Origin of the sequence: Streptomyces sp. N50, from assembly GCF_033335955.1 — a bacterium.
Lineage (GTDB): Bacteria > Actinomycetota > Actinomycetes > Streptomycetales > Streptomycetaceae > Streptomyces.
This window is the reverse complement of the sequence record NZ_CP137549.1, coordinates 2,644,858-2,669,552: the sequence shown is the minus strand read 5'-3', so window position 1 is coordinate 2,669,552 and position 24,695 is coordinate 2,644,858. Positions and strand designations below refer to the sequence as shown.

Genomic DNA, 24,695 nt, shown 5'->3' with positions numbered 1-24,695 from the left:
GTCAAGCCGCAGGGGTGCGTGCCGTGGGGCGGGCGCGGGTCCGTTGTGGCTGGTCGCACCGCGCGGCGGAGCCGCAAATGAACACAGCCCCGCGCCCCTCAGGGCGTGCACTCGCCCTCCTGGAGACATGCGCCGTTACGTATTGCTCGTCCCCCAGTCGTCCCCGCCCGTGCCGTTGGTGTTGCGGTCGCGGAGCGAGCGGACCCGGTCCGCGACGGAGTCGGGCATGCGGTCGCCGACCTTCTCGCTGACCGCGTGGTACGCCTTGCCCGCGTACTGGCGGCCCTGCTGTGCCGCCGTCTCGGCGGTGTTGCGGACGGCGGGGTTCTGCGCGACCTGACGTGCCGACTTCTTCAGCTGCTCGTAGCGCTCGCGTCCGGCCCGCGTGCCCAGCACGTAACCCAGAGCCAGTCCGACGACGAACGTGAGCTTGTAGCGCATGACGGCCATCCTTCCCTTGCGTAGATCTCCGGCGCGGCACCGGGGCCGGGGGAACCGATTGGCGGAGCACCCCCCTGCTTGCGCTAATGTATGTGTCGCAGCGAGCACACGCCCCCTGGCGAATACCCAGGGCGGTACGTTCGATGCAACGAGGCATTCCCCTGTAGCTCAATTGGCAGAGCAGCCGGCTGTTAACCGGCAGGTTACTGGTTCGAGTCCAGTCGGGGGAGCTTCGGTCTTCCGTAGCTCAATTGGCAGAGCAGCCGGCTGTTAACCGGCAGGTTACTGGTTCGAGTCCAGTCGGGAGAGCGCAGTGAGGAAGCAGTGATGAGGACCCCGTTGGGGTCCTTTTTCATGTCCCCCGGAACCGCTCGCGGCAGGCCGCAGTCCTCATGGTCGTGCGAAGTCGACCATCCGAAGCAGGAGATCGTATGAGCGGCTATGCTGCGGCAGACGGCGCGTACAAATGTGCGCGACGCGCCGTAATGGGGCGGTAGCTCAGCCGGTTAGAGCAGCGGACTCATAATCCGTCGGCCGTGGGTTCGAGTCCCACCCGCCCCACCACGCACGTCCAACGCCTTGCGGAAACGTCTCATCAGGCGTTCGGAATCGGGACTTCGGGCCGACGGACTGAAGCCGCTGTCCGCTGAGTGGGGCAGGCGGGGAGAAGTCGCCGCCCGCCCCGTACGGCGCCGGCAGCCGGATCTGACCGCGTGCGGGCCGACCGAGAAAAGGCGGGCGCGGGTTCGTTCTTCGAGACCAGCGGTACAGCCGTTGATGCCTGAGAGTGCCTCTCCGCGTACAGCCCGGTCCGGTGAGGGCGACTGGGGCCGGTCGGCCCTGGTGCATCCGGGCCGGGCGAGCAATGATCGTCCGCACGGGCAACCCGCAGGCCGTCCGCCACCGGGGAACGAGGGGTCGTCATGGCCGAGTCACGCACCTTCACGGAGCAGCACCCGATCCGTGTCTTCCTGCTGGACGACCACGAGGTCGTACGACGCGGCGTCACCGACCTCCTCGACGCCGAACCGGACATCTCGGTGGTCGGCGACGCGGCCACCGTCGAGCACGCGCTCGTCCGCTGCGTGGCGCTGCGCCCGGACGTCGCCGTGCTCGACGTACGTCTTCCGGACGGTGACGGCATCACGGTCTGCCGCGAACTGCGCAGCCAGATGCCGGAGTTGGCCTGTCTGATGCTGACGTCGTTCGACGAGGAGGACGCCCTGCTCGACGCGATCATGGCCGGGGCCTCGGGCTATGTCCTCAAGCAGATCAGAGGCTCCGACCTGGTCCAGGCGGTGCGGACGGTCGCCTCGGGCCAGTCGATGCTGGACGCCGCGACCACGGCTCGCCTGATGCGCTCACTGCGTGCCGATCCGGCCGAAACTCCCACCGTCTCACCCGAGTTGGCGAGTCTCTCCCCCCGCGAGCGGGACATCCTCGCCCTGATCGGGGACGGGCTGACCAACCGCGAGATCGGCAAGAGCCTCTACCTCTCCGAGAAGACCGTCAAGAACCACATCTCCCGGCTGCTGGCCAAGCTCGGTGTCCAGCGCCGGGTCCAGGCCGCGGTCCTGGCCTCACAGCTGGAGCAGCCGCACACCGGCGACCGCCCCACGAGGTGAACTCCGGGCCACGCCGTGCCCCCCTCACACCCCGACCAACGTCCAAGGATTGGGCCGGGCAAGCGCCAGCCGGGGTTTCCGCGCAGCCCAGTGCCGTACCGCCGTCTCCATGACGGCCCCGGGGTCGTGGACCGTCCGCGTGGGCTCGAAGGGCACTGCCATGCTCGTGTAGCTCTGGAACATGGCGAGCAGTTGGACCGCCTGGTGCTGGAACGGTGACAGGTACTGGTCCGCGAGCGGCAGGAAGAAGCGGTTCCAGGTGTCGGGCGGGACGAACGGGGGCTGCTCGATACCGGCGACGCCGTGCAGCGCGCGGAACTCGTTCAGGGTCCGGCACGCGATGCCGATCATCTCGGCGAGGCGCAGACTCCCGCCGCCGCCCGCGATCACCTCGACGCGAGGAGTGAGCGGGGGAGCGGCGAGCACCGCCGCGGCGACCGCCTCCGCCACCTCGTCGACGGGACTGATCTCCGCGTAACCCTCCGGATCGCCTACGACGACCGCGGCCAGGCCGGACACCAGCGCGTGGATGATCGTGTAGGGCCCGGAGAAGCGGGCGATCCGCCCGTCGTCGCGCCGGCCCACGATCAGCGGTGGCCGCACGATCGTCAGCGGCCCCGCGTGCTCCTCCCGCACCAGCGACTCGCAGGCCGCCTTCGACCACTCGTAGCCGTTGCGGTACCCCTCGAACTCCGGTCCCCGCAGGTCCTCCTGGGCCCGCGCCCCCGCCACGTACGCCGTCGAGACATGGACGACATGAGTGTCCGCGTCGGCCAGCGCGAGTACCGCCCGCAACGGGTCCACGTTGGCCGCCACGGCCTCCGCCCTGCTCATCGTCCAGCGGGTGGAGGCCGCGGTGTGGACGATCACGTCCCAGTGGCCCGACAGGGCAGGCGGTGGCGGCTCGCTCCCGATGTTCCAGGCCGTCACCTCCGCGTCCGGCGCCCGTCTGGCCACCCCGGTCAGGGGTTCGGGGCAGGAGGGATCCGCGCGCAGCCGGTCGACGACTTCGGTGCCCACCACACCGGTGGCGCCGGTGACAAGGGTTCGCATGGTGTTGACCGTTCCGTGAGTCGAGTAGGGAGCTTTCAGCGGGCGTCGGTCACGTCGACGGCGAAAGGACCAGGCACGCGTTCTGCCCGCCGAAACCAAAGGAGTTGGAGAGCACGGGCCGCCCGGGCGCGATCGTGCGGCGCCTGCCGATCACCACGTCCACCAGGTCGGCCTCGGGGCTGCCGAGCGTGTTCGCGATCGCCGGGACGACACCCCGCTCGGCGCAGAGCAGCCCCAGCAGCGCCTCCAACGCGCCTGATCCGCCGATGAGATGACCGCTCACGCCCTTGACGGCGGTCAGCGGCGGCGACTGTCCCGCGAAGCACCGGTGGACCGCGGTCGCCTCCGACCGGTCGTTGAGCACCGTCGACGTACCGTGCGCGCTGATGTGCCCGATGTCGGCCGGTGAGAGCCCCGCGTCCGCGATGGCCAGCCGCATGCACTCGGCCGCCGTGGCCGCCTCCGGGTCCGGCGCGGCGATGTGGAAGGCGTCGCAGTTGGCCGCGTAGCCGGTGATCTCGCCGTAGATCCTGGCTCCCCTGGCGAGGGCCAGGTCGCGTCGCTCCAGGACGAGTACGGCGGCGCCCTCGCCCATGACGAAGCCGTCGCGGTCGGTGTCGAAGGGGCGGCTGGCCCGGTCCGGTTCGTCGCAACGCCGGGACAGGGCCCGCATCTTGGCGAAGGCGCCCACGATGGTGGTCGTGACGGGCGCGTCGACCCCGCCCGCCACCGCGGCGTCCAACTCCCCGTACCGGATACGGCGGGCGGCCTCGCCGACGGCGGTGGTGCCGCTCGCGCAGGCGGTGGCGTAGGTGGCGCAGTTGCCGCGGAAGCCGTAGCGCATCGCCACCCGGCAGGCCGCCGAGTTCGCCATGGTCCGGGGGACGGTGTGCACCGGCATCGCCATCGGATTCGCGCCGTAGTCGAGCGTGGTCCCTTCCATCGTCCCCAGGCCGCCCATCCCCGTACCCACCTGGACACCCACCCGCGAGGACGGCAGGTCGGCGAGGGCCAACTCGCCCGCGTCGGACACCGCGTCCACGGCGGCGCAGAGCAACAGCTCGGCGGCCCGGTCGAGTTGACGCCGTTCCCGCCGCGTGACGTACGGCTCGATGTCGAACTCCGGTACCAGGCACGCCATTTCGACGGCGACCTCAGGCTCCGCCTCCACCAGATGCTTCGCTACGGCGGCTGCCGACTCGGCGGAGAGCAGCCGCGCGTACGCCGCCTCGACGTCGTTGCCCGCGGGCGACCTGACCCCGAGTCCGGTGACGACGACCCGGGTTCGCCCGGAAGGGGAGGTGCCGTTCATACGGGCCTCCCCATGCGCCGCTCCAGCAGGTCGACGGCGTCGCCGACGGTCCTGGCCTCCACGAGGTCGGAGATCTGGATCTTGACCCGCAGGACGTTCTCCAGCCGGGCGCCGACATCCATCAACTCCAGGCTGTCGATGCCGAAGTCGTTGCCGAGGTCGGTCGTCTCGTCGATGTCGTCCACCTCGGTGCCGAGGACGTCCGACACGGCTGTCCTTACGGTGAGGGACAGCTCGGCCCGGCCGAGCACCGGCGTGTCATGGTCTGTGTCTTTCAGATCCGTGCGGTCCATACGTGTCTCTTTCCTGTGCGCTGTGCGGGAGTTGGCGACATGCGGAGCCCTACGGCCGGTCACCCGGCGCGCCGCTCCGTGCCGCCAAGCCGATCGCCGTGTCGAGGATGTCAGCCGCCTCCGCGATGTCCGACTCGGTGCTGACCAGGGGCGGCAGCAGCCGTACGGTGCCCGGGCGCCCCAGGCACGGCGACACCAGCAAGCCCGCACCGGCCAGCTCGATCACCACGGAGCCGGCCACCGCGGAACTGGTGAAGTCGATCCCGCGCAGCAGGCCCCTGCCACGGATCCCGGCGATCAACTCACCGTGCCTGCCCGCGAGTTCGGCCAGGGCAGCGTCCAGCGCGGCCGCGATGCGCCCGCCGTGTTCGGCCGCCCCCTCGATCGCGGTGAGCGCGGCGGGCAGCGCCGCGCAGCTGAGCGGGTGGCCCCCGAAGGTCGCCGAGTGGAGGAAGGGGTCGGCGCTCAGCGGGGCGTACAACTCCTCGGAGCAGACCAGGGCCGACAGCGGTACGACCCCTCCGCCCAGCGGCTTGCCGACCAGCACGGCGTCGACGGACAGCCCGGCCGCGAGGGCGACGGAACGCTCCCCGCAGCGGCGCAGCCCGCACTGGATCTCGTCGGCGATGGTGAACGTGCCGTAGCGTGCCGCGTCGGCACACCACTGGCGCAGGACCTCGACGGACAGCACGGCCGCGCCGTTCTCGCCCTGGACGGGTTCGAAGACGACCGCGGCCACCTCCCCGCCCCTGACCTCCCGCAGCACGGCGCCGGGGTCGTCGGCCGGGACGTGGACGACATCGACGGCCGTACCGAGCAGACCCCGCCGGTACAGCGGACTGTGGGTGAGTGCGAGCGCGCCGAGCGACTTGCCGTGGAAGCCGCCCTCCACCGCCACGACCCGGCCGCGTCCGCTGGCCAGGCGCGCGAGTTTGACGGCGACCTCGACGGCGTCGGCGCCGTTGAGCCCGAAGTACACCTTGGGCAGGGCCTGTTGGAAGTACTCGGCGAGGTGCGCGGCGGCGCGGGCGGCCGTGGGGTTGGCGAGGCTGCGGGTCGAGGTGGGCATCGCGGCGAGCTGCTCGCGTACGGCCGCGAGCACGTCCGGGTGCCGGTGGCCGAGCAGGGTGACGGCGTACGAACCGAAGTCGAGCGCCGTACGCCCGTCGGACAGCGTCACCCGGCAGCCGTCGCCGGACACCTCGGTGGCGCCCCGGCCCGCGAACGAACCGGTCAGGGAGAGCCGGGGGGAGAGGTGACGCCGGATCAGGTCGAAGGTGTCGGAGGGGGCTTGGACGGTCGTGGTCATACGAGGTCGGGTTCCTCTTCGGCTTCGCGGGTGGGCGGCGGGACACTCAGCGGTGCGCTCAACTGGGCGTCAGCAGCCAGCAGTTGGCGTTCCAGCGCCGACAGCATCTGGGCGGCGTTCTCCCGCAGGGCGTCCGCCGCGACCGGGTTGAGCAGGTCGGCCAGGAGCGGGATGCCGATGTCGAAGGTGACGTCCAGACAGACCGTGCTGTGCCCGCCGGGCGCGGGCCGTACGGCCCAGTGACCGACGAACTCCCCCAGGTCGCCGGTGACTTGGCGGAAGTCGAAGCGCCGGGCGACCGGGTCGAGGACCTCGTCCTCGGTCCACTGGAGCACGGAACCCTTCAGCCGTACCGCCCAGGCGCTCGTCCGGTGCCGGTCGTCGGTCCGCCGGGTGATCGTGACGGAGTCCACGCTGTCCATGCACGCGGGGAAGGCCTCCACGTCCACGACGGCGGCCCACGCGGTCTCCGGCGGTACGGCGATGGGGAGTTCGACCTCTACTCGGGGCATGCGGAGGGGGCACCTTCCTGGTCGGGGCGGCTCGGGGGACGTGTGGCCCGCGCGGGCACATGCGGGCCGAGCGCCTGGGTCCGTGCCGCCGCTAGGGCGGCGGGGAGCAGCCGGCGCAGCACCGCGCGCGGCAGCGGACGTAGATGAGTGATCGCGTACGACTGCTGGATCAGGCGGCAGCCGAACTCGATCTTGGGGGTGTACGCGGTCTGCGCGAAGCGGATGTGGCGGCAGCCCGTGTCGAGGGCCAGGCGGACCGCCGCGTAGTGCACGTTGTGGTAGAGCCGGGCCTCGTGCGCCAGCGTGTAATCGAGGCCGATGCGCGCGCCGGTGGCGCCGGAACCGCTGAACAGGCAGAGCAGGAAGGCGACGAGACGGTCGCCGTGTTCGCCGTCGAAGCAGGCCACGAGGCGTCGGTCCGGCCCGGGGGAGGCCGCGAGAGTGGTGAGGAAACCGGCGTCGAGGACGTCGAGCCGCTGGTCCGCCCGGTCCATGACCTGCCGGTAGAGGCCGAGCATCTGCGGTACGAGCGGGCGGAAGTCCTCGACGGTCTCCATCCGCAGCCCCGGATGGGCGGCGAACTTACGGAGGTTGCTGCGCGCGTTGCGCCTTGGTTTGGCGGGGAGTTGCTCGACGTACTCGTCGAACGAGGCTGCGGACAGCGGGAGTTCGGTGTCGGGCATGCTCTGCGCGGGGAAGAAGCCCGCCGAACTGAGGGCGGTGCGCAGCGGGTTGAGACCGGCCGGGGTGAAGTCCTTGAAGACCACGGTGCCGAGGCCTTCGGCTCGCGCGAACCGGAGCACGCCGTCGACCAGCAGTCGGCTGACCTCGTCGGTGAGCGGCCCGGCGCTGAGGACATGCCCCTGGCCGAGGAGGTTCCCGCAGAAGAGCATCGGCACCCGCAGCAGGCGGGGTGCCAACTTCCGCACGGGGCGAAGGAGTTGGCGCTCGCGCGAGCCGACGATGTCGTCGAGGCGTAGGTTCCGGAAGAGCGCCAGGGGCAGTACGGCCTCGGTGCGCGGGCCTCTGCGGACCACCAGGTAGGCATAGCCGGCCGGGCCGATGGCGCCGCCCTCCATGGCCTCGAAGACGGTACGGGACCACAACGGGTCGTCCGGTGGGGCGAGTTCGTGCCAGACCGACTCCGGCAGGAAGTCGATCGAGCGCAGTACCTCGACCCGGCAGGCGGTGTCGGCGGCGGGCTCCATGGGCAGCCCGCTCCTGTTCGTCGTCAGCACCGGGCTCAACCGATCCGCAGGGGGGCGCCGTTCAGGAACTCCCGCAGGGGCGCGCCCATACGAGCCCGGGACGGCGGGTGGAAGGTGAGACCGGTGGCGGCGGAGGCGAGGTACGTGCTGTCGGGCGCCGTGATGAACGCCATGCCGCCGAGCGCCGCCTGACAGGCCGTGGTCGTACGGGCGATGGCGTCCTGCGCCGCGTACCGGGCCGACAGGGCGTCGACGAGCAGCGCCTCGCTCCACGCCTCCGTGTCCATGGCCCGGGCCACCGACTCGACGCCGAGCATCGCGGCCTCGATGTCGACCAGGAAGGGCGTCGGGTCCTGCGGGCCGCCGGCCTTGTCGAGGACCCGCTCGACGAGGGCGCTGGCGATCCCGATGTACCCGGCGGTCAGCAGGAGTTCGAACCACAGGAAGCCGGCGATGTTCAGTTCGTCGGGGACGGCGTCGGCGGTGACCCGGGTGAACACCACCATCGCGGGGTCGAGTTCGACATCGGTCAGCACGACCTGGTCGCTCTCGGCACCCGCGAGGACGGGGGAGCTCCAGAAGGGTCGTACCTCAAGTCCCCGTGATCCGGCCGGGATCAGGGCGACGGCGAGCCGGTCGACCCCGTCCTCGTCCTTCATCATCACGGACGCGGTCAGCAGGTCCATCGAACGGGACAGGCTGCACGGCATCTTGCTGCCGTTCAGCACGATGCTTCCGCCGGCGGTGCGGTGGGCGGTGATGTGCGGGGCGAGGATGTTCTGGCCGGTGTTGCCCTCGGCGAATCCGGAGGCGAGCAACAGCCCTTCCTTGGCGATGGCTTCGAGCAGCAGGCCTTCCGCGCCGGTGCCGGTGCCGGTGCCGTTGCCGTACGCGGCGGCCTGGACGAGTCCCGCGATCGAGAAGTGGTGCATGGTCGTCGCCACCGCGAGCGAGGGGCAGCGGGAGCCGACGGCTCGCTGTACCCGCACGGCTTGGAGGGGGGTGGCGCCGATGCCCGCGTTTTCGGTGGGCACCAGCAGTCCGGGTCCGCCCGCCGCGCGGAACTCGGCGATGGCGGGGCTCGGGGTGCGCTCCAGTTCCGCCAGCGGGAGTCGGGTCAGGGCCGCGTCCAGGCCTGGCAACAGGGCTTCTACGGTGGCGCGTTCGTGGTGCAGGAACTTCACGGGGTGCCTCTCGTCCGGCGGGGGCGGTGGGGGATGGCCGGGGCGGGGGTGGGGGTTTGGGTTGTGTGCGGGGTGCGGGTGGGTGGGGGCTGGGCGCGCAGTTCCCCGCGCCCCTGGGGGTTGGGGGTGAGGTGAGCTGGAAGGTGAGGGGAGAGGGGCGCGTCCGGGTGGGAGGGCGGAGCCGTGTGGTCGGGCGGATCTGGACGGCTGGTCGGATCTGGACGGGCAGTCCGGATCGGGTAGTCGGTCGGATTCGAGCGGTGGGGTGACCCAGGCGGTGGTGGGTGGCGTCAGCCGTTCGTCGTCATGCGTTCGTCGTCAGACGTTCGCCGTCAGCGGCAGTTTCTCGAAGGACCGTAGGCTGATGGACTCGCGGCGGCGGGGCGGGCCGGATGCGGTCAAGGTCGGGAAGCGTCTGGGGAGTTGTTCGAGGAGTTCGGCGGCCTCCACGCGGGCGAGCGCCGCGCCGAGGCAGTAGTGGAGTCCCGCGCTGAAGCCGAGCACCTTGATGTCGTCGCGCCGGATGTCGAACGTGTCGGGGTCCGCGTGGCGTTCGGGGTCGCGGTTGGCGGCGGCCAGCACGGTGGTCACGTTGGCGCCCTCGGGGACGGTCACCCCGGCCACGTCGACGGGCCCGGCGGCGATGCGCTCCGTCATCTGCACCGGGGTGTCCCAGCGCAGGCTCTCCTCCACGGCCCGCGCGGCCAGTTCGGGTCCGCTCACGAGCAGGTCCCACTGGTCCCGGTGAGCCAGTAGCGCGTGCACCGCGAGCCCGAGGAGCCCGGCGGTGGTCTCGAAACCGGCGATCAGGACGAGCACGAGGATGTCGACGAGTTCGGCCTCGGAGAGCCGCCCGTCGTCGGCGTCCCGTACCGCCAGCAGGATCGAGGTGAGGTCGTCGGCGGGCCGCGCCCTGCGCAGGGCGATGAGGCCGGTGAAGTACGCGCGCAGTGCTACGACGGCGAGGTCGGCGCGCCGCCAGTCCTCGGGGGACCGGACGGGTTCGAGCAGCCGCCCGGCGTCCTGCCCCAGCCCGTGGAACTGCCCCTGCTCCTCGACGGGCACCCCGATGAGATGGCCTACGACGGTGACGGGCAGCGGATACCCCACCAGTTCCTGGAAGTCGGCGCTGCCGCCGTCCGAGGTGGCGTCGGCGAAGTCGTCGAGCAGGCGCGCGGTGATGTCCCGCACGGTGTGCCGCAGCGCGGCGACCCGGCGCGCGCTGAACGCGCCGCCCACGAGCCGCCGTAGCCGCGCGTGGTCCGTGCCGTTGCTGCGCAGCAGCGAGGAGTAGAAGAATTCCGCGCTCGGTCGGTCACGCCAGTCGGGTACCTCGCGCGCGCACCAGTCGAGATCGGGCACCAGGAATGCGGGATCGGTGAGGACGGCCTGACAGTCCGCGAATCGCGTCAGGAAATACGTGTTGAATCCGGGGTGGTAGTAGATGGGTTCGGTCCGCCGTAATTCCGCGAGTGCGGGGTACGAGTTGACCCTGCCCTCCGGGGTGAACATCGAGAACAACAGCGTTTCCGGATCCACCTGGCCCTCTCCGGTCCTTTTCGTCTCTTCCTTTTCGTCTCTCCCTTGCCTACGGATACTTACGGAGGAGAGAAAAGAAATGCTTCGTTATGCGGCCTATTAGCGCATTGCAGCTTAACTATCCCCTCAAGCGCACTCTGAGTGTTCTGTCTGCTTACGTGGGGTTTGGGTGGCAATACGTGCCCGTAACGAAGGAGGCGGGGAACGGCAGTGCGAATATCAGCCGAGTGCGACGGGCAGTTCCTCGTAACCGCGCAGCATGAATCCGTACCTCCGGACCGGCTCCCCGGCGAGGCGCAGACCGGGGAAGCGCCGCAGCAGCGCGGGCAGTGCCACGCTCGCCTCCAGCCTGGCGAGCGGGGCGCCCAGGCAGAAGTGGGCGCCGCCGCCGAAGGCCAGCGGCTGGGGGCCGGTGCGCAGGGGGTCGAACTCCACCGGACGGTCGTACCGCCTCGGGTCACGGTTGGCGGCCCCGAGGAACACCAGGGCGACCGTGCCGAGGGGCGCGGGTACCCCGCCGACGTCGAGCCCTTCGCGGAGCGGCACCCGGGCCGCGTACTGGACGGAGGCCTCCAAGCGCAGCACCTCATCGGTGAATCCGAGGGCGGGAGTCCGGCCCTCGCGCAACTCATCGGCCGCCAGCGGGTGTTGGAGGGCGAGGGCGAGGGCGTTGCCGAGCAGATGGGAGGTCGTCTCGAAACCGGACACGAGAAGGAGGACGAACATGGACAGCATCTCGTGCTCGCTGAGGCGGGACTCCGTCCCTGCAGCGGCAGTTGACAGCGCGCTCACGAGGTCGTCCCGTGGCTCCGCGCGACGCCGGGCGGCCAAGTCCGAGAAATACTCGACGAGTTCGGCCGCCGCGGTGTCGGCCGTCCGTACGACCTCGGGGGGTGTGACGATCTCCAGCGAGCGGGTGAGGGCCGAGGCGGGGGCGCGGAACCGGTGCCGGTCCTCCTTCGGTACGCCCATCAGCTCGCAGATCACGCTCATCGGCAGCCGGGAGGCGAAGGCCTCCATGAAGTCGAGGGTGCCGGAGGGGTACGCGCGCTCCGCCATCTCGTCGAGCAGGTCGTCCACCGCCGCCGCGATCAGCGGTTCGAGCGCGGGGATCCTGCGGGCCGCGAAGAACGACGCGACCAAGGAACGGAGGCGGGTGTGCTGGGGAGGGTCGGTCTCCAGGAGGGAGGCGCCGACGATCCGCCGCGACAGATGCCCGGTGACGCCGGGGCCGGTCGGTTCGCGCGTCTCGCCGCTCAGGATCCCGAAAGCGCGGTCGCGGGTCAGCCGTTCCGCCTCCGGATAGCCGGTCACCAGCAGGGTGCCGTCGTCGGTGGGCAGGACGGGTCCGAGCGCCCGGGCCTGCTCGAACAGCGGAAAGGGGTCGGCTGATCCCTCGTCGCTGAGCAGGCTTTCGAGGATCGCGGTGGCGGTGGTTGTGGTTGTGGCGGCGGTGTCCTTGGCCCGATGCGTCATGAGTTCCTTCCCGGAGGCCGGAACTGTCCGACCGGCAACTACTGACTACTGCCTACTGGCCACTATCCATGTGCCGGTCACGTGCGGCGCGTGATCACGCCTGGGCGAGCAGCGGGTCGTACGGGGTCGAGCGCTGTCGGCCGGACATGAAGGACAGGAAGTCCTTGACGAACGCGCTGCGGGTGTACGCGCCATTGGTACCGCCGCCGGTGCCGGTGGTTTCGCGACGGAACGCGGTCCGGAACAGGGCCCGGTACTCGTCCGCGTCGATGCGCTGGTCGCCGTTCTTGTCCGTGGCGTCGAAGAGGACCTCCGCCACCCTGATCAGCGCGGGTCCGGCCAGGGACGGGGTGGCCGCGGCGTACTCCTGGGCGCTGACGCGGCCGTCGCCGTCGGTGTCGAGGGCGCTCTGGAGTTCCCGCCACCAGTCGGCGTAGGCGTTGTAGAGCCTGGTCTCCTCGGGCTCGTCGAGGTCGAGGCGGGTGGACAGCTCGCGGGCCATGGCGGCGAGGTCGGGCCAGTCCACGTAGCCGTCGCCGGTCTGGTCCAGCACCTCGCGGAAGAACTCCTCCGCGTCGCGCCGGATCCCTCCGGATGCGGCGGACTCCGGTCCGGGTCCCGGTTCCGGTTCCGCGCCGAAGGGCGTGACGAGCCGGAGGAAGGCGCCGGCCCGCTTCATCTTGTCGTGCAGGGCGCGGACGGTCCGGGCGCGGGGGTCGTCGCTGTCGGGGGTGAGCGCCAGCAGGTCGGCGATGTTCTCGGCCCGGATCCAGCCGGCGGGCAGGAAACGGGCCAGTCCTACGGTCAGGTACGCGCTCTGCGTCAGCGTCTGGGCGCCGGGCAGTTCGGGCAGCCCCGCCCGGCGGCGGAACGGCTCGGGCAGCGAGGCCACGGTGATGGCTCCGATGACCGGACCGCCGACCGCGCGGCCGAGCGCCCACAGGGTGGGCAGACTGGTCAGCAGCGGCGGAGCGGGAAGGTGGTCGAAGAGCTTGTAGAGGATGACGCGCATCGCCTCCGTGTTCTCCAGCTCCTCCTCCACGACACGGTCGTAGTACTGCCAGAACTCGGGGAGTGTGGCGGGCAGTTGACCGGCTTCGTCCCCCAAAGCGCCGAGGAACGCCTGGAATTCGGCGTACAGCCTCTCCATGGCCCGCTGTTCCAGGGGCTGTCCGCTCAGCCGGAACATGGTGACGGTGCTCTCGAACAGCGTCGCCACCACCCAGGCACGCGTCGCGGGATCCAGCGCGTCGTACGGCCGGTCTCGGGCGTCGGTCCCGTTCAGCCGCGCGTGCAGCCGGTTGAGCCGCGCCGCCTCCCGCTGTCGTACGTCGTCGTCGGCGCCGAACATGCGCCGCAGGCTCAGGAAGGTGTTCTGCAGCCTGCGCCAAGGGTGGGCGACGAACGTGGAGCTGTCGATCAGGGCGGCGCCGACCTGCGGATGCGCGGCCTCCAGTACGGTCGCCCGCACGATGGCCAGGGCCCAGCGAGGATCGTTGAGGAGCTCGTCGAAGTGGGAGTCCGGGCCGAACATGGGCGTCAAGTCTCCAGCTGGGCGCGGCTGTTGGGGGATGCCGGAACCTGCGTCGGTCACGTCGGTCACGTCGGTCACGATCGAAGTTCTCCGTTCGGGAGGGACGGGAGGCCGTGCGGGACACCGCCGAACCGGCGTTCGCGAAGCCGGTAGGCGTGCAGGCACTCCAGGAAGTGCGGGGCGCGGAAGTCGGGCCACAGCACCGGCGGGAAGACCCACTCGGCGTACGCGACCTGCCACAGCATGAAGTTGGAGATGCGCTGTTCCCCCGAGGTACGGATGACCAGGTCCACATCGGGGGTGTCGGGGAAGGGCAGATGGGCGGCGAAGGTCTGCTCGGTCACGCCGTCGGCCGGCACGCCGTCGCGGATCAGCGACCGCGCGGCCTCGACGATGTCCCGCCGCCCGCCGTGATCGAAGGCGACGGTCAGCGTCAGGCCGCGGTTGTCGGCGGTGAGCGTCATCAGGTCGGCGAAGTCCCGGGCCAGCGCCGGGGGGATGCGGGGATCGGTGACCCCGAGGAAGCGGCAGCGGATCCCCCGCGCGTGCAGCAGCGGGGCGTGCTTGCGCACCACCCGGCGCACCAGCCGCATGAGGAAATCGACCTCGGCGCTCGGACGCCCCCAGTTCTCGGTCGAGAACGCGTACATGCTCAGCCACTCGACTCCGGCCGCCCGCGCCGCCTCGATGACGTCGATCGCGGTCGTCTCCGCGGCACGGTGCCCGGACGTACGAGGCAACGACCGCTGAGCCGCCCACCGCCCGTTCCCGTCCATCACACACGCGACATGACGAGGCACCGCGCGCGTCCCCTCGCCACCCGCCCGACGAGCACCGGAACCAGCACCACCAACAGCCTGCCGAACCGCCACGCCCGCCCCCCGACAGCACAGCTCACCGAGCTGACCCGATCACCTCAACCAGCGTGTCAGCGACGGGGGTTGTGCCAGGTGAGAGTTCGGTGACTTCACTCTTGGTACTTCCGTCCGAATCGGGGTGGGGCGACGGCCGGGAGCGATGGCTGGGATCGACGGTCATGCGGCTCATGGGTGCCACGACGAAGAAGGAGACCGTCAACGCGGCTCTTCAGGACTACGTGGCGCGGGTCAGTCAAGAGGCTTGCGGCCGCGGAGAAGCTGGCCGCGCGCGGTGCGCGGGGTGAGTTCGAGCAGGCCGCGGCGGCGCACGACGCGGGCAAGCGCGCCCGGCGCGAGGGCTTTGAGTGATCACGTATCTGGTGGACACCGCGGCTTTGTGGCGTGCCGACACGCACCGAGTTCCTCTACTCGGCGACCAGCCCGTCCCACCGCGACGAGCTCGCAGAGGAACTGGACGCGCTCTGCCTGCTCGCGCCCGTTCCGAAGAACGCTTGGCGCTGGGTCGACACGGCCCAGTACAAGCTGACCCAGCGGGGTCAGCATCGTGCGGCTGGGCCGATCGAGCTGCTGGTGTGTGCGACGGCGGTGCATCACGGGCACACCGTTCTCCACGTGGACAACGACTTCGAGACGGTGGCCGGGGTGTTCAAGGGAGTGCAGTGGCGGGATGTGCGGGCCTGAGCGCGCGGGGCCGACGGGGAGACGGTTCAGAAGGCGCTGTTCGCGGCAAGGCCGTGCACTACGGGCGGTGGGCAGTCCGGGTGAGGGCCGGTCAACGCGGCTTCGGAGTCTTTGCAGCTGTCGGCGATGGACCGTCGGCCGGCAAGGGAGCGGTAGAACTGCCTCGTGAAGATCCGCGCTTGGTCGTCGCTGAGAGGGGATGGCCAGCTGATCACCGCCGCGATCGTCCGGGCCATCTGATCGGCCATTGCGGTCGAGTCGCAGACGTTCAGGATGACAAGGCGGGGCGGAGAGCGAACGCGAGCGATCTGCGTGCACAGGTCCCTGTAGGCGATGGACAGGTCACTGCCCTCCTGTGTGAGATGGACGCCGCCGAAAGCGCTGTGTGCCGCGATGTGCAGAACAGCGGGGGTGTGGTGCTCCAATGCCGCGCAGATCTCGGCGAGTTGGACCGACCCCATCTCGATGAGCTGGACGAAGCTGCCGACGAGAGCCTGCCGGATACATGCTGCTTCGGAGCCGAAGTCGTTACGTCCTGGGCGAGGGTCTCCGGAGAGGAACAGGACTCGGCGGGAGATGCCGGTGAGGCCGATGGTGCCTTGGTTGGGAGTTGCGTGCGCCGGGATGGTGCCCGAGAAGGTCATGTCCTGGGACATGGACGCGGAGATCGAACCCAAGGTGTGCTGACGCGAGGATGTACTTGGTCCGGAGGACGCGGGGCTGTCGTGTTCGGGGCCGACGGACAGGCCTGGACTTGCCATCGCCGGCCGAGGTGGCTCGTGCGGCTTGTCTGTCGTTTCGCGCAAACGGTGTTGGAGTTCTTCCTCGGCTATCCCGAGCGCGCGGACGATTGAGCGCCAGGCGACTCCCTCATGCCGATGGCGCAGTGCCGCTCTGAGTGCGGTGTCGAGCGCGTCCTGTATGGCCCGGTATCCGGGGGCTGAGCGGACGGACCGGCCCAGGTTGCGGAGATGGGTGATCTCGGCAGCCGTCAACTCGGGGAACTGCTCGGCGCGGGGCGACCGCTTATCCGGCATCGACGGCGGTTTCGGTTGGTGCGGTTTCCGCCGGATCAGTAGTGAGGGTGCTGGCGAGGTCGTCCAGCGCGGCGGCGTGCTCCGGTCGGTGACGGGCCAGGGACCGCAGGCGCGCTGCACCGGCTCCTCGTTGAACCTCGGATCCCTGTTCGGCGGCCTGGCCCATGAGTTCCACGGGACTCAGGGAGGCGTGCCCTTCCTCATCTGTCGGGAAGAACAACTGGTGCACCGCGATCACGTAGGGCGCGACGAAAGGTATGCGGGTGAGCATTGGGACCGCCAGAAGGAGCCAGGGGAGCCTGTCCGGCTGCCCTTGCTCGACGAAGTCCATGGCCATATCCACGGCTGTCGACGGGTCGGTCACGGCATCGTAGATGTCCGGGACGGTCAGATGCTCCGTGAGGCTGAGGATGCCCAGATGCTGATGTGCGGCCGGATCGTCCGAGAGGGACCCGAGTAGTTCTCTGACAAGAGGATCACTGGCCAGAGCGGGGTGTTGCTCAAGGAAGTCCAGGTCTTCCGGCCAGGTGAGGGTAGCGAGCCACTGCCTCACCAGATCTGTGGCGGTGTGGAATGCACGCTGCTCGTCCAGAATGCGGTCAAGGCCGTGTTCTACGGCGGCCGTTATCAGGCCTGCAAGGTCTGCGAGCGCGGTGGCTTCTGGGTACACCACACGCGAGATCTCAAGGGCAGCCTGCTCCTGCGGTGTGGTGAGAACCGCGTACGTCTGCTTGAGGAAGTCCTCACGCTCGGTCCAACTCCGGGCTGAAAGCCACTGGTTGAACCGTTCGACGGACTCGTCTAGGAGTTCGCCCTTTGCCCAGGTCGGCAAGTGCTTGCGCGCTTGCTCCAGCGCCGGTTGGCATTGCGAGTCCTGCTGCAGTGTGTCGATGAGATCTCGGACTGAACGACGGGCGCGTCCGGCCCAGGTCGGGTCGGTGGTTTCGTCGGCGCGTCGTGCCGCGGAGATCAGATCCGCAATAGCACCGGCATGGTCATCCTGTGTGCGACGCCAGTTGTCGGCGCGGGAGACGAGCAACTCGGCTTGGGGGCCAGACGGGAATTCGGAGATCACCTGGTCGGAAGTGTGGAGTGCGGCCTGGTGGTTGCCGGTCTCGCTCTGCTGGTTGGAGAGGTTGTTGAGGGTGGTGGCGAGGTCGGGGAGGTAGGCGGGGCCGTTGGGTCCGGTGGTGAGGGTGCGGCGGATGGCGACGGCTTCGGTGATGGAGGTGAGTGCGGCCTGGTGGTTGCCGGTCTCGCTCTGCTGGTTGGAGAGGTTGTTGAGGGTGGTGGCGAGGTCGGGGAGGTAGGCGGGGCCGTTGGGTCCGGTGGTGAGGGTGCGGTAGTGGTCGACGGCTTCGGTGATGGAGGTGAGTGCGGCCTGGTGGTTGCCGGTCTTGCTGTGCTGGATGGAGAGGTTGTTGAGGGACATGGCGAGGTCGGGGAGGTAGGCGGGGCCGTTGGGTCCGGTGGTGAGGGTGCGGCGGATGGCGACGGCTTCGGTGATGGAGGTGAGTGCGGCCTGGTGGTTGCCGGTGTTGCTGTGCTGGATGGAGAGGTTGTTGAGGGACATGGCGAGGCTGGGGAGGTAGGCGGGGCCGTTGGGTCCGGTGGTGAGGGTGCGGTAGTGGTCGACGGCTTCGGTCGCGGCGGTGAGTGCGGCCTGGTGGTTGCCGGTTTGGCCCTGCCGGATGGAGAGGTTGTTGAGGGATCCGGCGAGGTCGGGGAGGTAGGCGGGGCCGTTGGGTCCGGTGGTGAGGGTGCGGTAGTGGTCGACGGCTTCGGTCGCGGCGGTGAGTGCGGCCTGGTGGTTGCCGGTTTGGCTCTGCTGGTTGGAGAGGTTGTTGAGGGATCCGGCGAGGTCGGGGAGGTAGGCGGGGCCGTTGGGTCCGGTGGTGAGGGTGCGGTAGTGGTCGACGGCTTCGGTCGCGGCGGTGAGTGCGGCCTGGTGGTTGCCGGTCTCGCTCTGCCGGATGGAGAGGTTGTTGAGGGATCCGGCGAGGTCGGGGAGGTAGGCGGGGCCGTTGGGTCCGGTGGTGAGGGTGCGGTAGTGGTCGACGGCTTCGGTCGCGGCGGTGAGTGCGGCCTGGTGGTCGCCGGTCTCGCTCTGCTGGTTGGAGAGGTTGTTGAGGGACATGGCGAGGTCGGGGAGGTAGGCGGGGCCGTTGGGTCCGGTGGTGAGGGTGCGGTAGTGGTCGACGGCTTCGGTCGCGGCGGTGAGTGCGGCCTGGTGGTCGCCGGTCTCGCTCTGCTGGTTGGAGAGGTTGTTGAGGGACATGGCGAGGTCGGGGAGGTAGGCGGGGCCGTTGGGTCCGGTGGTGAGGGTGCGGTAGTGGTCGACGGCTTCGGTGATGGAGGTGAGTGCGGCCTGGTGGTTGCCGGTCTTGCTCTGCCGGATGGAGAGGTTGTTGAGGGATCCGGCGAGGTCGGGGAGGTAGGCGGGGCCGTTGGGTCCGGTGGTGAGGGTGCGGCGGATGGCGACGGCTTCGGTGATGGAGGTGAGTGCGGCCTGGTGGTTGCCGGTGTTGCTGTACCGGATGGAGAGGTTGTTGAGGGACATGGCGAGGCTGGGGAGGTAGGCGGGGCCGTTGGGTCCGGTGGTGAGGGTGCGGTAGTGGTCGACGGCTTCGGTCGCGGAGGTGAGTGCGGCCTGGTGGTCGCCGGTCTTACTCTGCTGGACGGAGAGGTTGTTGAGGGATCCGGCGAGGTCGGGGAGGTAGGCGGGGCCGTTGGGTCCGGTGGTGAGGGTGCGGCGGATGGCGACGGCTTCGGTGATGGAGGTGAGTGCGGCCTGGTGGTTGCCGGTTTGGCTCTGCTGGATGGAGAGGTTGTTGAGGGTGGTGGCGAGGTCGGGGAGGTAGGCGGGGCCGTTGGGTCCGGTGGTGAGGGTGCGGTAGTGGTCGACGGCTTCGGTCGCGGCGGTGAGCGCGGCCTGCTGGTCGCCGGTGTTGCCGTGCTGGATGGAGAGGTTGTTGAGGGATCCGGCGAGGTCGGGGAGGTAGGCGGGGCCGTTGGGTCCGGTGGTGAGGGTGCGGCGGATGGCGACGGCTTCGGTGATGGAGGTGAGTGCGGCCTGGTGGTTGCCGGTTTGGCTCTGCTGGTTGGAGAGGTTGTTGAGGGTGGTGGCGAGGTCGGGGAGGTAGGCGGGGCCGTTGGGTCCGGTGGTGAGGGTGCGGTAGTGGTCGACGGCTTCGGTGATGGAGGTGAGTGCGGCCTGGTGGTTGCCGGTTTGGCTCTGCTGGTTGGAGAGGTTGTTGAGGGATCCGGCGAGGTCGGGGAGGTAGGCGGGGCCGTTGGGTCCGGTGGTGAGGGTGCGGTAGTGGTCGACGGCTTCGGTGATGGAGGTGAGTGCGGCCTGGTGGTCGCCGGTCTCGCTCTGCCGGATGGAGAGGTTGTTGAGCCAACCAGCACGTGCGGCCAAGACCTCCTCGGACGAGTCCGCCAAGCCATCTGGCTGGGAACGTTCGGTGGCGATCAGCGCCAGCCCCCGCAGATTGCTGTGCCCGATCGGGAGTGCGGCGGAGAGTTCCGCCAGCGGCAGCGGTGTCGTCTCGGCGGCGGCGAGCGATTCGAGAGCCTTGACGAACGGGCCTCCTTGCGCGGCGGCCAGGGAGAGCGCCGGCTGCCAGAGTTCGGAGACTGCTTCCAAGGCCGTCTGCGCCAACGTGTCGGCGTCCGCTCCGCGGCTCAGTGTGGCGAGGCGTGACACACCCACGCAGGCGTTCAATTGCTCGTCCGTGTCCGCGGTCTTGAGGCATGCGCCGAACAGCTCATGGTTCGTGCGGAAGACGGCTGACACCAGGTGGGTGCCCAGTGGGTCGGGGCGCACCGCGACAGTGCCGTCCTCCGGCGTCGTGGGCAGCAACTCCTCCAAGAGAGCTGTCACTTCGTCACGTCGCTTGGTATCGCTGCCGAGCTCGGTGATGGCCGTGAGCGCGTGATCGAGCCGGTCCTCTCGTGGGGCGAGCAGACTGACACAGGCCCCCGCCTCGCGCAGCAACTCCCTTGTCCGCTTGGAGGGTTTACCGATCTGGGACTTGTACGTGCGTACCCAGTAATCGAGTTCGTGCTTGAGGATCCTTTCGTACAGTCGCTCTTCGGAGCTGGGCGTTTCGCCGTCGTCGTCGGTCCGGGCGTTGAGCCAGGCCAGCATGACCAGGTCCAGGGTGGTCCACCGGCCGGAGTCCGGGTTGGGCGGTGGGTTGTTGCCCATGACCATGGGCTCCGCTGCGCCGAAGGATCGCAGTGCTGCGCGGTAGACGCCGGTCTCGCGGGGATGTCGGGCGGGCAGAGGCAGTTGCTGCACCAGCAGTTGTCGGCCGTCGTCCTCAAGCGCGTTGGCGATCTCCTCGTCCCACCAGCCGCCGATGGACCGCGCGGTCAGCAGGAGACAGGTGGGCAGTTCGCGATCCCGCAGTGTGCGCAGCGTGTTGATCACGTCGGCCGACTTGTGATCCTCCGCGTAGTCGACGACCACCATGAGCGGGGAGGCGACACGACTGAGCCACGCGCAGTCCTGGAGGTCGGGGTCGCGTGCGAGGAAGCCGGTGAACCAGCCGCTGTGGGCCAGTCGTTGGGCGAGTTCGGCGGCCAGGCGGGTCTTTCCCGCTCCGCCGACGCCGTGGAGCAGGGCGATGCGCGTGCGGGGCCCTTCGGGGTCGGGAGCGCGGAACCAGTCCTGGAGGAAGTCGAGTTCGTCGCGGGGATGAAATTGGATGGCGTCGTGGCGGGCCCAAAGAAGCCTCAGCGGCCCGGTGTTGTCGCTGTCCTCGGGGATCGGCTGGTACGGAGCAGTGAGGATCTGAGTGCGGGGTTGATCGGGCAGCGGCAGCGGTTCGCCCTGCTCGTAGCCCAGGCCCACGTCGAGTGCGATGCTCAGGCGGTTCTCGTCGGCGGCCTGCCGTAGAAGTGTGGCTCCGTACGTGACCGACTCGGCCCAGGACTGCTGTTGCCGTCGCCGGGGGTCCGCGGCGTCGGGCTGGGATGCGACGCCGGTGATGTCGATGGCGAGGAAAGCGCCGGGGGCGTCCTCCGTGTCCGCGAGGTGGTCGAGGAAGTCCTGGGGCAGGGTCTGCCAGTCGGGGTCCGGTTCGTCGGCGCGGTAGTCCCGGTCGGCGCGGTTGGACCAGGTGCCGTCCAGCCATACGGCGACCAGGGCATGGGCTGGGCCGCCCTGGGTTCCGGCTGTGATGAGGATCAGCGGATGGAGCCCGGCGTCCAGACAGGCCCCGGCGAAGGTGACGGCCAGGTCGAGGCAGGTGCCGTGCCGGGGCGAGGCCAGCACCTCGTACGGCGGGCGAATCGTCTGCCGGCCGGGATCGCTCGTCGTCGGCTCGTCGGCGTAGACGATCCGGCGGGCGGCGAAGGCTTCGTACAGGGCGCGGGTGCGATCGATCGTGGGCCCGTCCCCGGGGGCCGGCATGTCCGTGCCGAGAAGCTGAGCCGGTGTCCCCGGTGTGTTCTCGCCGTGGCGCTTGCGCTGGACGTAGTCGAGCAGGGCCTTCGGATCGTTGCTCGGCCAGCGCCGCCATGCCGTGCTCATGGGGTCACGTCCATGTCCTCGGTGCGGACGATGCCCAGGACATCCCTGGCGTTCAAGCGGTTCACGGCCGGGACATGGGCGGCGGACGCCTCCACCTCGTACGTCCCCGGAGGCAGTGGCGGCAGCTCGGTCCGCCAGCTGCCGTCCGCGCCCCTTGTGCACGGCTGCCACTTGGCGCCGCCCTGGCCGCCGTCGAGTGCGCGGGCACGGACCTGTACTCCCGTGCGCTCCTCCACCGGTGCTCCGTTGAGGGTTACTCCGACGCGGATCGGTTGGCCGGTCGGGGCTGCTTCGTCCAGGTCGAGCCCGAGCCAGGGTCGATCCGGTTCGTTACCGCGTACGGATGTGAGGGACTGCCCCTCGTACTCGGCCAGGATGTCCACCGCCACGGACGAGGACACCAGGGGCATGTGGCGTTCCGCGACCGCCCTGCGGGCGCGCTTGTCCTCCTGCTCGATGGGGATGGCCGAGATCGCGGGGACGGTGCCGTCACCGTGCCAGTCGGTGTTGGGCAGCCAGGAAGCCGCGTCCTTCGTCACCGAGATTCCGGTCGGTGACAGCAAGGCCCGCTGGAGCGTGCTGTGCCCCCGCCCGAACACCGCTGATACCTCAGGGCAGTTCGGACCGCTGTAGAGGTTGTTCCAGGACACCTCGATGTCCTCGTGGACGCTCCAGGCCGCATTCGCCTTCGCCGCGAACCCCGGATCGAGGGCTGCGGTGGCCTCCGTCGCCAGTTCGTACGGGGCCAGTGCCGTCGTGGCCCCGGGCTGTCCGACCGCCGGATAGCGCGGCAGCAGCTCGTACGCGGACGGCCACTGACGCAGCACGTCCGTGAGCCCGTTCAGTCGCTTGCGACCCACCGTCAGTCCGTTCACCAGAACGTCCAGGGCCTTCGGCGCACCGCGGTGCGGGGTGCCGAGGGTGATCAGGGCCGCGCAGTCGGCCGCGCCGCCGAGAGGGCCCAGCCAGTAGCGGGCGACCAGCCCGCCCATCGAGTGCGCCACCACGATCACCCGCCGACGTCGTGCGCCGGTGTGCTCGCCGTCGAGGCGTGCCCCGATCTCGTTGTGGAGTCGTTCGGCGGCGTGGCGGACGCTGTGGCGGAAGTCGTACGGGAAGAGCACCACGTCCGCCCGCAGATCCGGGGCGTACCCGGGCCGCGCGACATCCACGCGCACGTCGTCGAAGCGGTTGCGGAGCCTGCGGACGAGGCCGTCGTATCCCGGAACGACCCACGGGCCGACCAAGGTGATGTCCGGCATCAGCCCCACCGGAACCAGATCCGGATGTGTGTCCAGGCCGAGCCGCGCGGGCCGGGTGGCCGCGGCGACGAACCGCCTGCGGTGCTCGTCCCAACGCGCGGCTCCCTCAGCCGATTGCAGGACGCTTCCGCCGATTCCGGGCACCACGACGACAAGATGCTTGAGCGAAGCCACCGACGTTCCCCCGTTTCGCGTGCGCGTCACCTGGACGTGGAGTCGAGGTGACGGCCAATCAGGGTAAGAAGATAGCGCCGGATCAGACACGTTCGGCAGGGATTCGTTGCATTCGGAGCCGAACCCCAAGCCGTTCGCTGGGCTGCCGCGATCATCCTCACCCGTGGGGCATTGCCGTGCTCGTCCTCTTCGATGGACGACCTCTTCGGTGGACGACTACACCAATCGGCGTAACTCCCCACCAACCCCGAACCCGACGGTTCCATGCCGGTCGCAAAGGGCAACTCCCTTCCATCGGTGCCCAATTGGCTCGGCTGTCCGGGGGGATTGCTGGTGAGCGGGAAGACATGGACGTATCCCAACGGGGCGGTTGTCTGGGTGGCTGATCCCAAAGCGCCGCGGCCTCCGCAACCCGAGGGGAAACCGGCTCGGGCAGGCGCGGGCGCGAACGCGAGCTCAGGCGCAGCCGCGGGCGCGAGTGCGGGCGCCAACGGAAGCGCTGGTGGGCGTCGGCGGAAGCGGAAGCCGACGCGGCGGTCTCAGGCCGTGCCGTCCACGCAGCGCCAGGCGCGAGAGCGTGCGGCCGAGGTCGCGCGGGAAGCGGCGCGCAATGGGATTGCCCGTGGGGCGGCTCGGGGAGCCGCCCGTGGAGGCGTCCGTGGCGCGACGGCCGGAGACGGCTCGGCGGATCCGCAGGCTCGGTCGGAGCGGCGGAGCGTCCAGGCCTCCCCTTCCCCCTCCGCCTCCCCCTTCACCGCCCCCTTCACCTCCACCTCCGCCTCCGTACCCCGCCCCAAGGTCCGGCAGACAGCGCTCCGCCCTCCCGGTCCGGGGCCGCTCCCCGAGCGGGAACGCGAGCGCTACGGCGACGAGTACGCGGACCCCATGAAGCTGCTGCTGGCGAAGGTCTCCAGCGGGCAGCACATAGCGGCCGCGGGGGAGCGGTCCGGGCGTGGGGACCGGGACCCGGTGGAGGAGGAGTGGAGGGCACATGACCGGCGTGGCCCGTACGGGCAGGAACGGCGTCGGCGGAACTGAGTCCTAGGTAGGCACGTCGGGGTCTCGAGACGTCGGCGCGTCGGCACGGCGAACCTCTTGAACAGCCGCCCCACCACCCCCGTACCCCCTGTCATGACCCACCCCCAGACACCGCAGTCGTCACCCCGCCCAGGACACACCTCCCGTCTCCGCCGAGGCGCCGCGCTCGCCCTGCTCCCGCTGGCCGTGGCCTGCGGTGGGGGAGAGGACGGCGCCGAGGGGAAGCGGAAGGCGGTTCCGACCGCCGTGACCGCCGCCCCCGAGGCCGGAGTCGTGGCCCCCGCCAAGGTCGAGGTGATCGCCGGGCTGACCGGGTGCACCGCCGAGATCCGGGTCGAGGCGGAAGAGTTGCGGGAGGGGCTGTGCCGTACGAAGCAGGGCGAGTACCGGATCACCACCTTCCCCGAGGAGCGGTTCAAGGTGACCTGGCTGGACAGTGCCGCCATCTACGGCGGCAAGTACCTCGTCGGTACGCGGTGGGTCGTCAGCGCGGTGCCAGAGTTGCTGGAGAGGTTCCGGTCCCGGCTCGGGGGGACCGTGCAGGAGCTGCGGAGCATCGGACCCTCGACGGCGCCCTGAGTCCGTCCTCCGTCCTCA

Annotated in this window: 18 protein-coding genes, 3 tRNA genes and 2 pseudogenes; 8 read left to right on the top strand and 15 right to left on the bottom strand. The window is 70.0% G+C overall.

Annotated elements, in window-relative coordinates; all coding sequences use genetic code 11:
- Positions 1-135: 135 nt before the first annotated feature.
- Positions 136-441: a YtxH domain-containing protein gene (locus R2B38_RS11665; protein WP_318016165.1), complete on the bottom strand. Its 306-nt coding sequence runs from the start codon at positions 439-441 to the stop codon at positions 136-138.
- A 157-nt stretch (positions 442-598) separates the two neighbouring features.
- Between R2B38_RS11665 and R2B38_RS11660 the strand changes: the two genes are divergently transcribed.
- The 4 genes from R2B38_RS11660 to R2B38_RS11645 all read left to right on the top strand — a co-directional run bounded on the left by R2B38_RS11660 (position 599) and on the right by R2B38_RS11645 (position 2,066).
- A tRNA-Asn gene (locus R2B38_RS11660) sits at positions 599-671 on the top strand.
- Between the two features lie 6 nt (positions 672-677).
- Positions 678-750, top strand: a tRNA-Asn gene (locus R2B38_RS11655).
- 178 nt (positions 751-928) lie between these two features.
- A tRNA-Ile gene (locus tag R2B38_RS11650) sits at positions 929-1,005 on the top strand.
- A gap of 359 nt (positions 1,006-1,364) precedes the next feature.
- Entirely contained in the window at positions 1,365-2,066 is a 702-nt protein-coding gene (locus R2B38_RS11645; RefSeq protein WP_033284731.1) for a response regulator, read from the top strand.
- A 24-nt stretch (positions 2,067-2,090) separates the two neighbouring features.
- On the opposite strand, the gene R2B38_RS11640 is transcribed toward R2B38_RS11645, so the two are convergent.
- The 11 genes from R2B38_RS11640 to uppS form a co-directional block, all read right to left on the bottom strand.
- Complete coding sequence (locus R2B38_RS11640) at positions 2,091-3,119, bottom strand: SDR family oxidoreductase (RefSeq protein ID WP_318016164.1); 1,029 nt, start codon at positions 3,117-3,119, stop codon at positions 2,091-2,093.
- Positions 3,120-3,168: 49 nt separating this feature from the next.
- On the bottom strand, positions 3,169-4,431 hold the full coding sequence (locus tag R2B38_RS11635) for a beta-ketoacyl-[acyl-carrier-protein] synthase family protein (protein WP_318016163.1): 1,263 nt from the start codon (positions 4,429-4,431) through the stop codon (positions 3,169-3,171).
- Positions 4,428-4,724, bottom strand: coding sequence for an acyl carrier protein (locus tag R2B38_RS11630; protein WP_318016162.1), 297 nt, complete (start codon positions 4,722-4,724; stop codon positions 4,428-4,430). Before R2B38_RS11630 ends, R2B38_RS11635 begins: the two co-directional genes overlap by 4 nt.
- 49 nt (positions 4,725-4,773) lie before the next feature.
- A complete protein-coding gene (locus tag R2B38_RS11625) occupies positions 4,774-6,033 on the bottom strand; it encodes an aspartate aminotransferase family protein (RefSeq protein ID WP_318016161.1) in 1,260 nt (419 codons plus the stop codon).
- Complete coding sequence (locus R2B38_RS11620) at positions 6,030-6,545, bottom strand: type II toxin-antitoxin system RatA family toxin (protein ID WP_318016160.1); 516 nt, start codon at positions 6,543-6,545, stop codon at positions 6,030-6,032. The genes R2B38_RS11625 and R2B38_RS11620 overlap by 4 nt, the downstream gene beginning before the upstream one ends.
- Positions 6,533-7,753, bottom strand: coding sequence for a GNAT family N-acetyltransferase (locus R2B38_RS11615; protein WP_318016159.1), 1,221 nt, complete (start codon positions 7,751-7,753; stop codon positions 6,533-6,535). Before R2B38_RS11615 ends, R2B38_RS11620 begins: the two co-directional genes overlap by 13 nt.
- 35 nt (positions 7,754-7,788) lie before the next feature.
- On the bottom strand, positions 7,789-8,937 hold the full coding sequence (locus R2B38_RS11610) for an acyl-CoA dehydrogenase family protein (protein ID WP_318016158.1): 1,149 nt from the start codon (positions 8,935-8,937) through the stop codon (positions 7,789-7,791).
- 318 nt (positions 8,938-9,255) lie between these two features.
- Positions 9,256-10,476, bottom strand: a complete 1,221-nt coding sequence (locus R2B38_RS11605) for a cytochrome P450 (RefSeq protein WP_318016157.1) — start codon at positions 10,474-10,476, stop codon at positions 9,256-9,258.
- Between the two features lie 219 nt (positions 10,477-10,695).
- Positions 10,696-11,952: a cytochrome P450 gene (locus tag R2B38_RS11600; RefSeq protein ID WP_318016156.1), complete on the bottom strand. Its 1,257-nt coding sequence runs from the start codon at positions 11,950-11,952 to the stop codon at positions 10,696-10,698.
- Positions 11,953-12,046: 94 nt separating this feature from the next.
- Positions 12,047-13,486, bottom strand: coding sequence for an oxygenase MpaB family protein (locus R2B38_RS11595; protein ID WP_318021651.1), 1,440 nt, complete (start codon positions 13,484-13,486; stop codon positions 12,047-12,049).
- 74 nt (positions 13,487-13,560) lie between these two features.
- Entirely contained in the window at positions 13,561-14,286 is a 726-nt protein-coding gene (gene uppS / locus R2B38_RS11590; RefSeq protein WP_318016155.1) for a polyprenyl diphosphate synthase, read from the bottom strand.
- 236 nt (positions 14,287-14,522) lie between these two features.
- Here uppS and R2B38_RS11585 point away from each other — a divergent pair.
- A pseudogene (locus R2B38_RS11585) lies at positions 14,523-14,712 on the top strand (type II toxin-antitoxin system VapB family antitoxin).
- A 36-nt stretch (positions 14,713-14,748) separates the two neighbouring features.
- Positions 14,749-15,045 (top strand): annotated as a pseudogene (locus R2B38_RS11580) (PIN domain-containing protein); the annotation flags it as partial.
- 26 nt (positions 15,046-15,071) lie between these two features.
- Here the strand turns inward: R2B38_RS11580 and R2B38_RS11575 are convergent.
- The 3 genes from R2B38_RS11575 to R2B38_RS11565 all read right to left on the bottom strand — a co-directional run bounded on the left by R2B38_RS11575 (position 15,072) and on the right by R2B38_RS11565 (position 23,060).
- Positions 15,072-15,701 (bottom strand): CHAT domain-containing protein, encoded by a 630-nt coding sequence (locus R2B38_RS11575; protein ID WP_318016154.1) that lies wholly within the window; start codon positions 15,699-15,701, stop codon positions 15,072-15,074.
- A gap of 370 nt (positions 15,702-16,071) precedes the next feature.
- Positions 16,072-21,624 (bottom strand): tetratricopeptide repeat protein, encoded by a 5,553-nt coding sequence (locus tag R2B38_RS11570; RefSeq protein ID WP_318016153.1) that lies wholly within the window; start codon positions 21,622-21,624, stop codon positions 16,072-16,074.
- Positions 21,621-23,060, bottom strand: coding sequence for a lipase/acyltransferase domain-containing protein (locus tag R2B38_RS11565; RefSeq protein WP_318016152.1), 1,440 nt, complete (start codon positions 23,058-23,060; stop codon positions 21,621-21,623). The genes R2B38_RS11570 and R2B38_RS11565 overlap by 4 nt, the downstream gene beginning before the upstream one ends.
- Positions 23,061-23,606: 546 nt before the next feature.
- Here R2B38_RS11565 and R2B38_RS11560 point away from each other — a divergent pair.
- Both R2B38_RS11560 and R2B38_RS11555 read left to right on the top strand, forming a co-directional pair.
- Entirely contained in the window at positions 23,607-24,098 is a 492-nt protein-coding gene (locus tag R2B38_RS11560; protein WP_318016151.1) for a hypothetical protein, read from the top strand.
- 93 nt (positions 24,099-24,191) lie between these two features.
- The gene (locus R2B38_RS11555; protein WP_318016150.1) at positions 24,192-24,677 is read left to right on the top strand and encodes a hypothetical protein; all 486 of its coding nucleotides are present in this window, start codon (positions 24,192-24,194) and stop codon (positions 24,675-24,677) included.
- The last annotated feature ends 18 nt before the right edge of the window (positions 24,678-24,695 follow it).

What these genes read in the sequence shown, in the direction of transcription:
- R2B38_RS11665 (WP_318016165.1), bottom strand. Translation starts at nt 441, where the DNA reads ATGCGCTACAAGCTCACGTTCGTCGTCGGACTGGCTCTGGGTTACGTG.
- R2B38_RS11645 (WP_033284731.1), top strand. Translation starts at nt 1,365, where the DNA reads ATGGCCGAGTCACGCACCTTCACGGAGCAGCACCCGATCCGTGTCTTC.
- R2B38_RS11640 (WP_318016164.1), bottom strand. Translation starts at nt 3,119, where the DNA reads ATGCGAACCCTTGTCACCGGCGCCACCGGTGTGGTGGGCACCGAAGTC.
- R2B38_RS11635 (WP_318016163.1), bottom strand. Translation starts at nt 4,431, where the DNA reads ATGAACGGCACCTCCCCTTCCGGGCGAACCCGGGTCGTCGTCACCGGA.
- R2B38_RS11630 (WP_318016162.1), bottom strand. Translation starts at nt 4,724, where the DNA reads ATGGACCGCACGGATCTGAAAGACACAGACCATGACACGCCGGTGCTC.
- R2B38_RS11625 (WP_318016161.1), bottom strand. Translation starts at nt 6,033, where the DNA reads ATGACCACGACCGTCCAAGCCCCCTCCGACACCTTCGACCTGATCCGG.
- R2B38_RS11620 (WP_318016160.1), bottom strand. Translation starts at nt 6,545, where the DNA reads ATGCCCCGAGTAGAGGTCGAACTCCCCATCGCCGTACCGCCGGAGACC.
- R2B38_RS11615 (WP_318016159.1), bottom strand. Translation starts at nt 7,753, where the DNA reads ATGGAGCCCGCCGCCGACACCGCCTGCCGGGTCGAGGTACTGCGCTCG.
- R2B38_RS11600 (WP_318016156.1), bottom strand. Translation starts at nt 11,952, where the DNA reads ATGACGCATCGGGCCAAGGACACCGCCGCCACAACCACAACCACCGCC.
- R2B38_RS11595 (WP_318021651.1), bottom strand. Translation starts at nt 13,486, where the DNA reads ATGTTCGGCCCGGACTCCCACTTCGACGAGCTCCTCAACGATCCTCGC.
- R2B38_RS11575 (WP_318016154.1), bottom strand. Translation starts at nt 15,701, where the DNA reads ATGTCCCAGGACATGACCTTCTCGGGCACCATCCCGGCGCACGCAACT.
- R2B38_RS11570 (WP_318016153.1), bottom strand. Translation starts at nt 21,624, where the DNA reads ATGAGCACGGCATGGCGGCGCTGGCCGAGCAACGATCCGAAGGCCCTG.
- R2B38_RS11555 (WP_318016150.1), top strand. Translation starts at nt 24,192, where the DNA reads ATGACCCACCCCCAGACACCGCAGTCGTCACCCCGCCCAGGACACACC.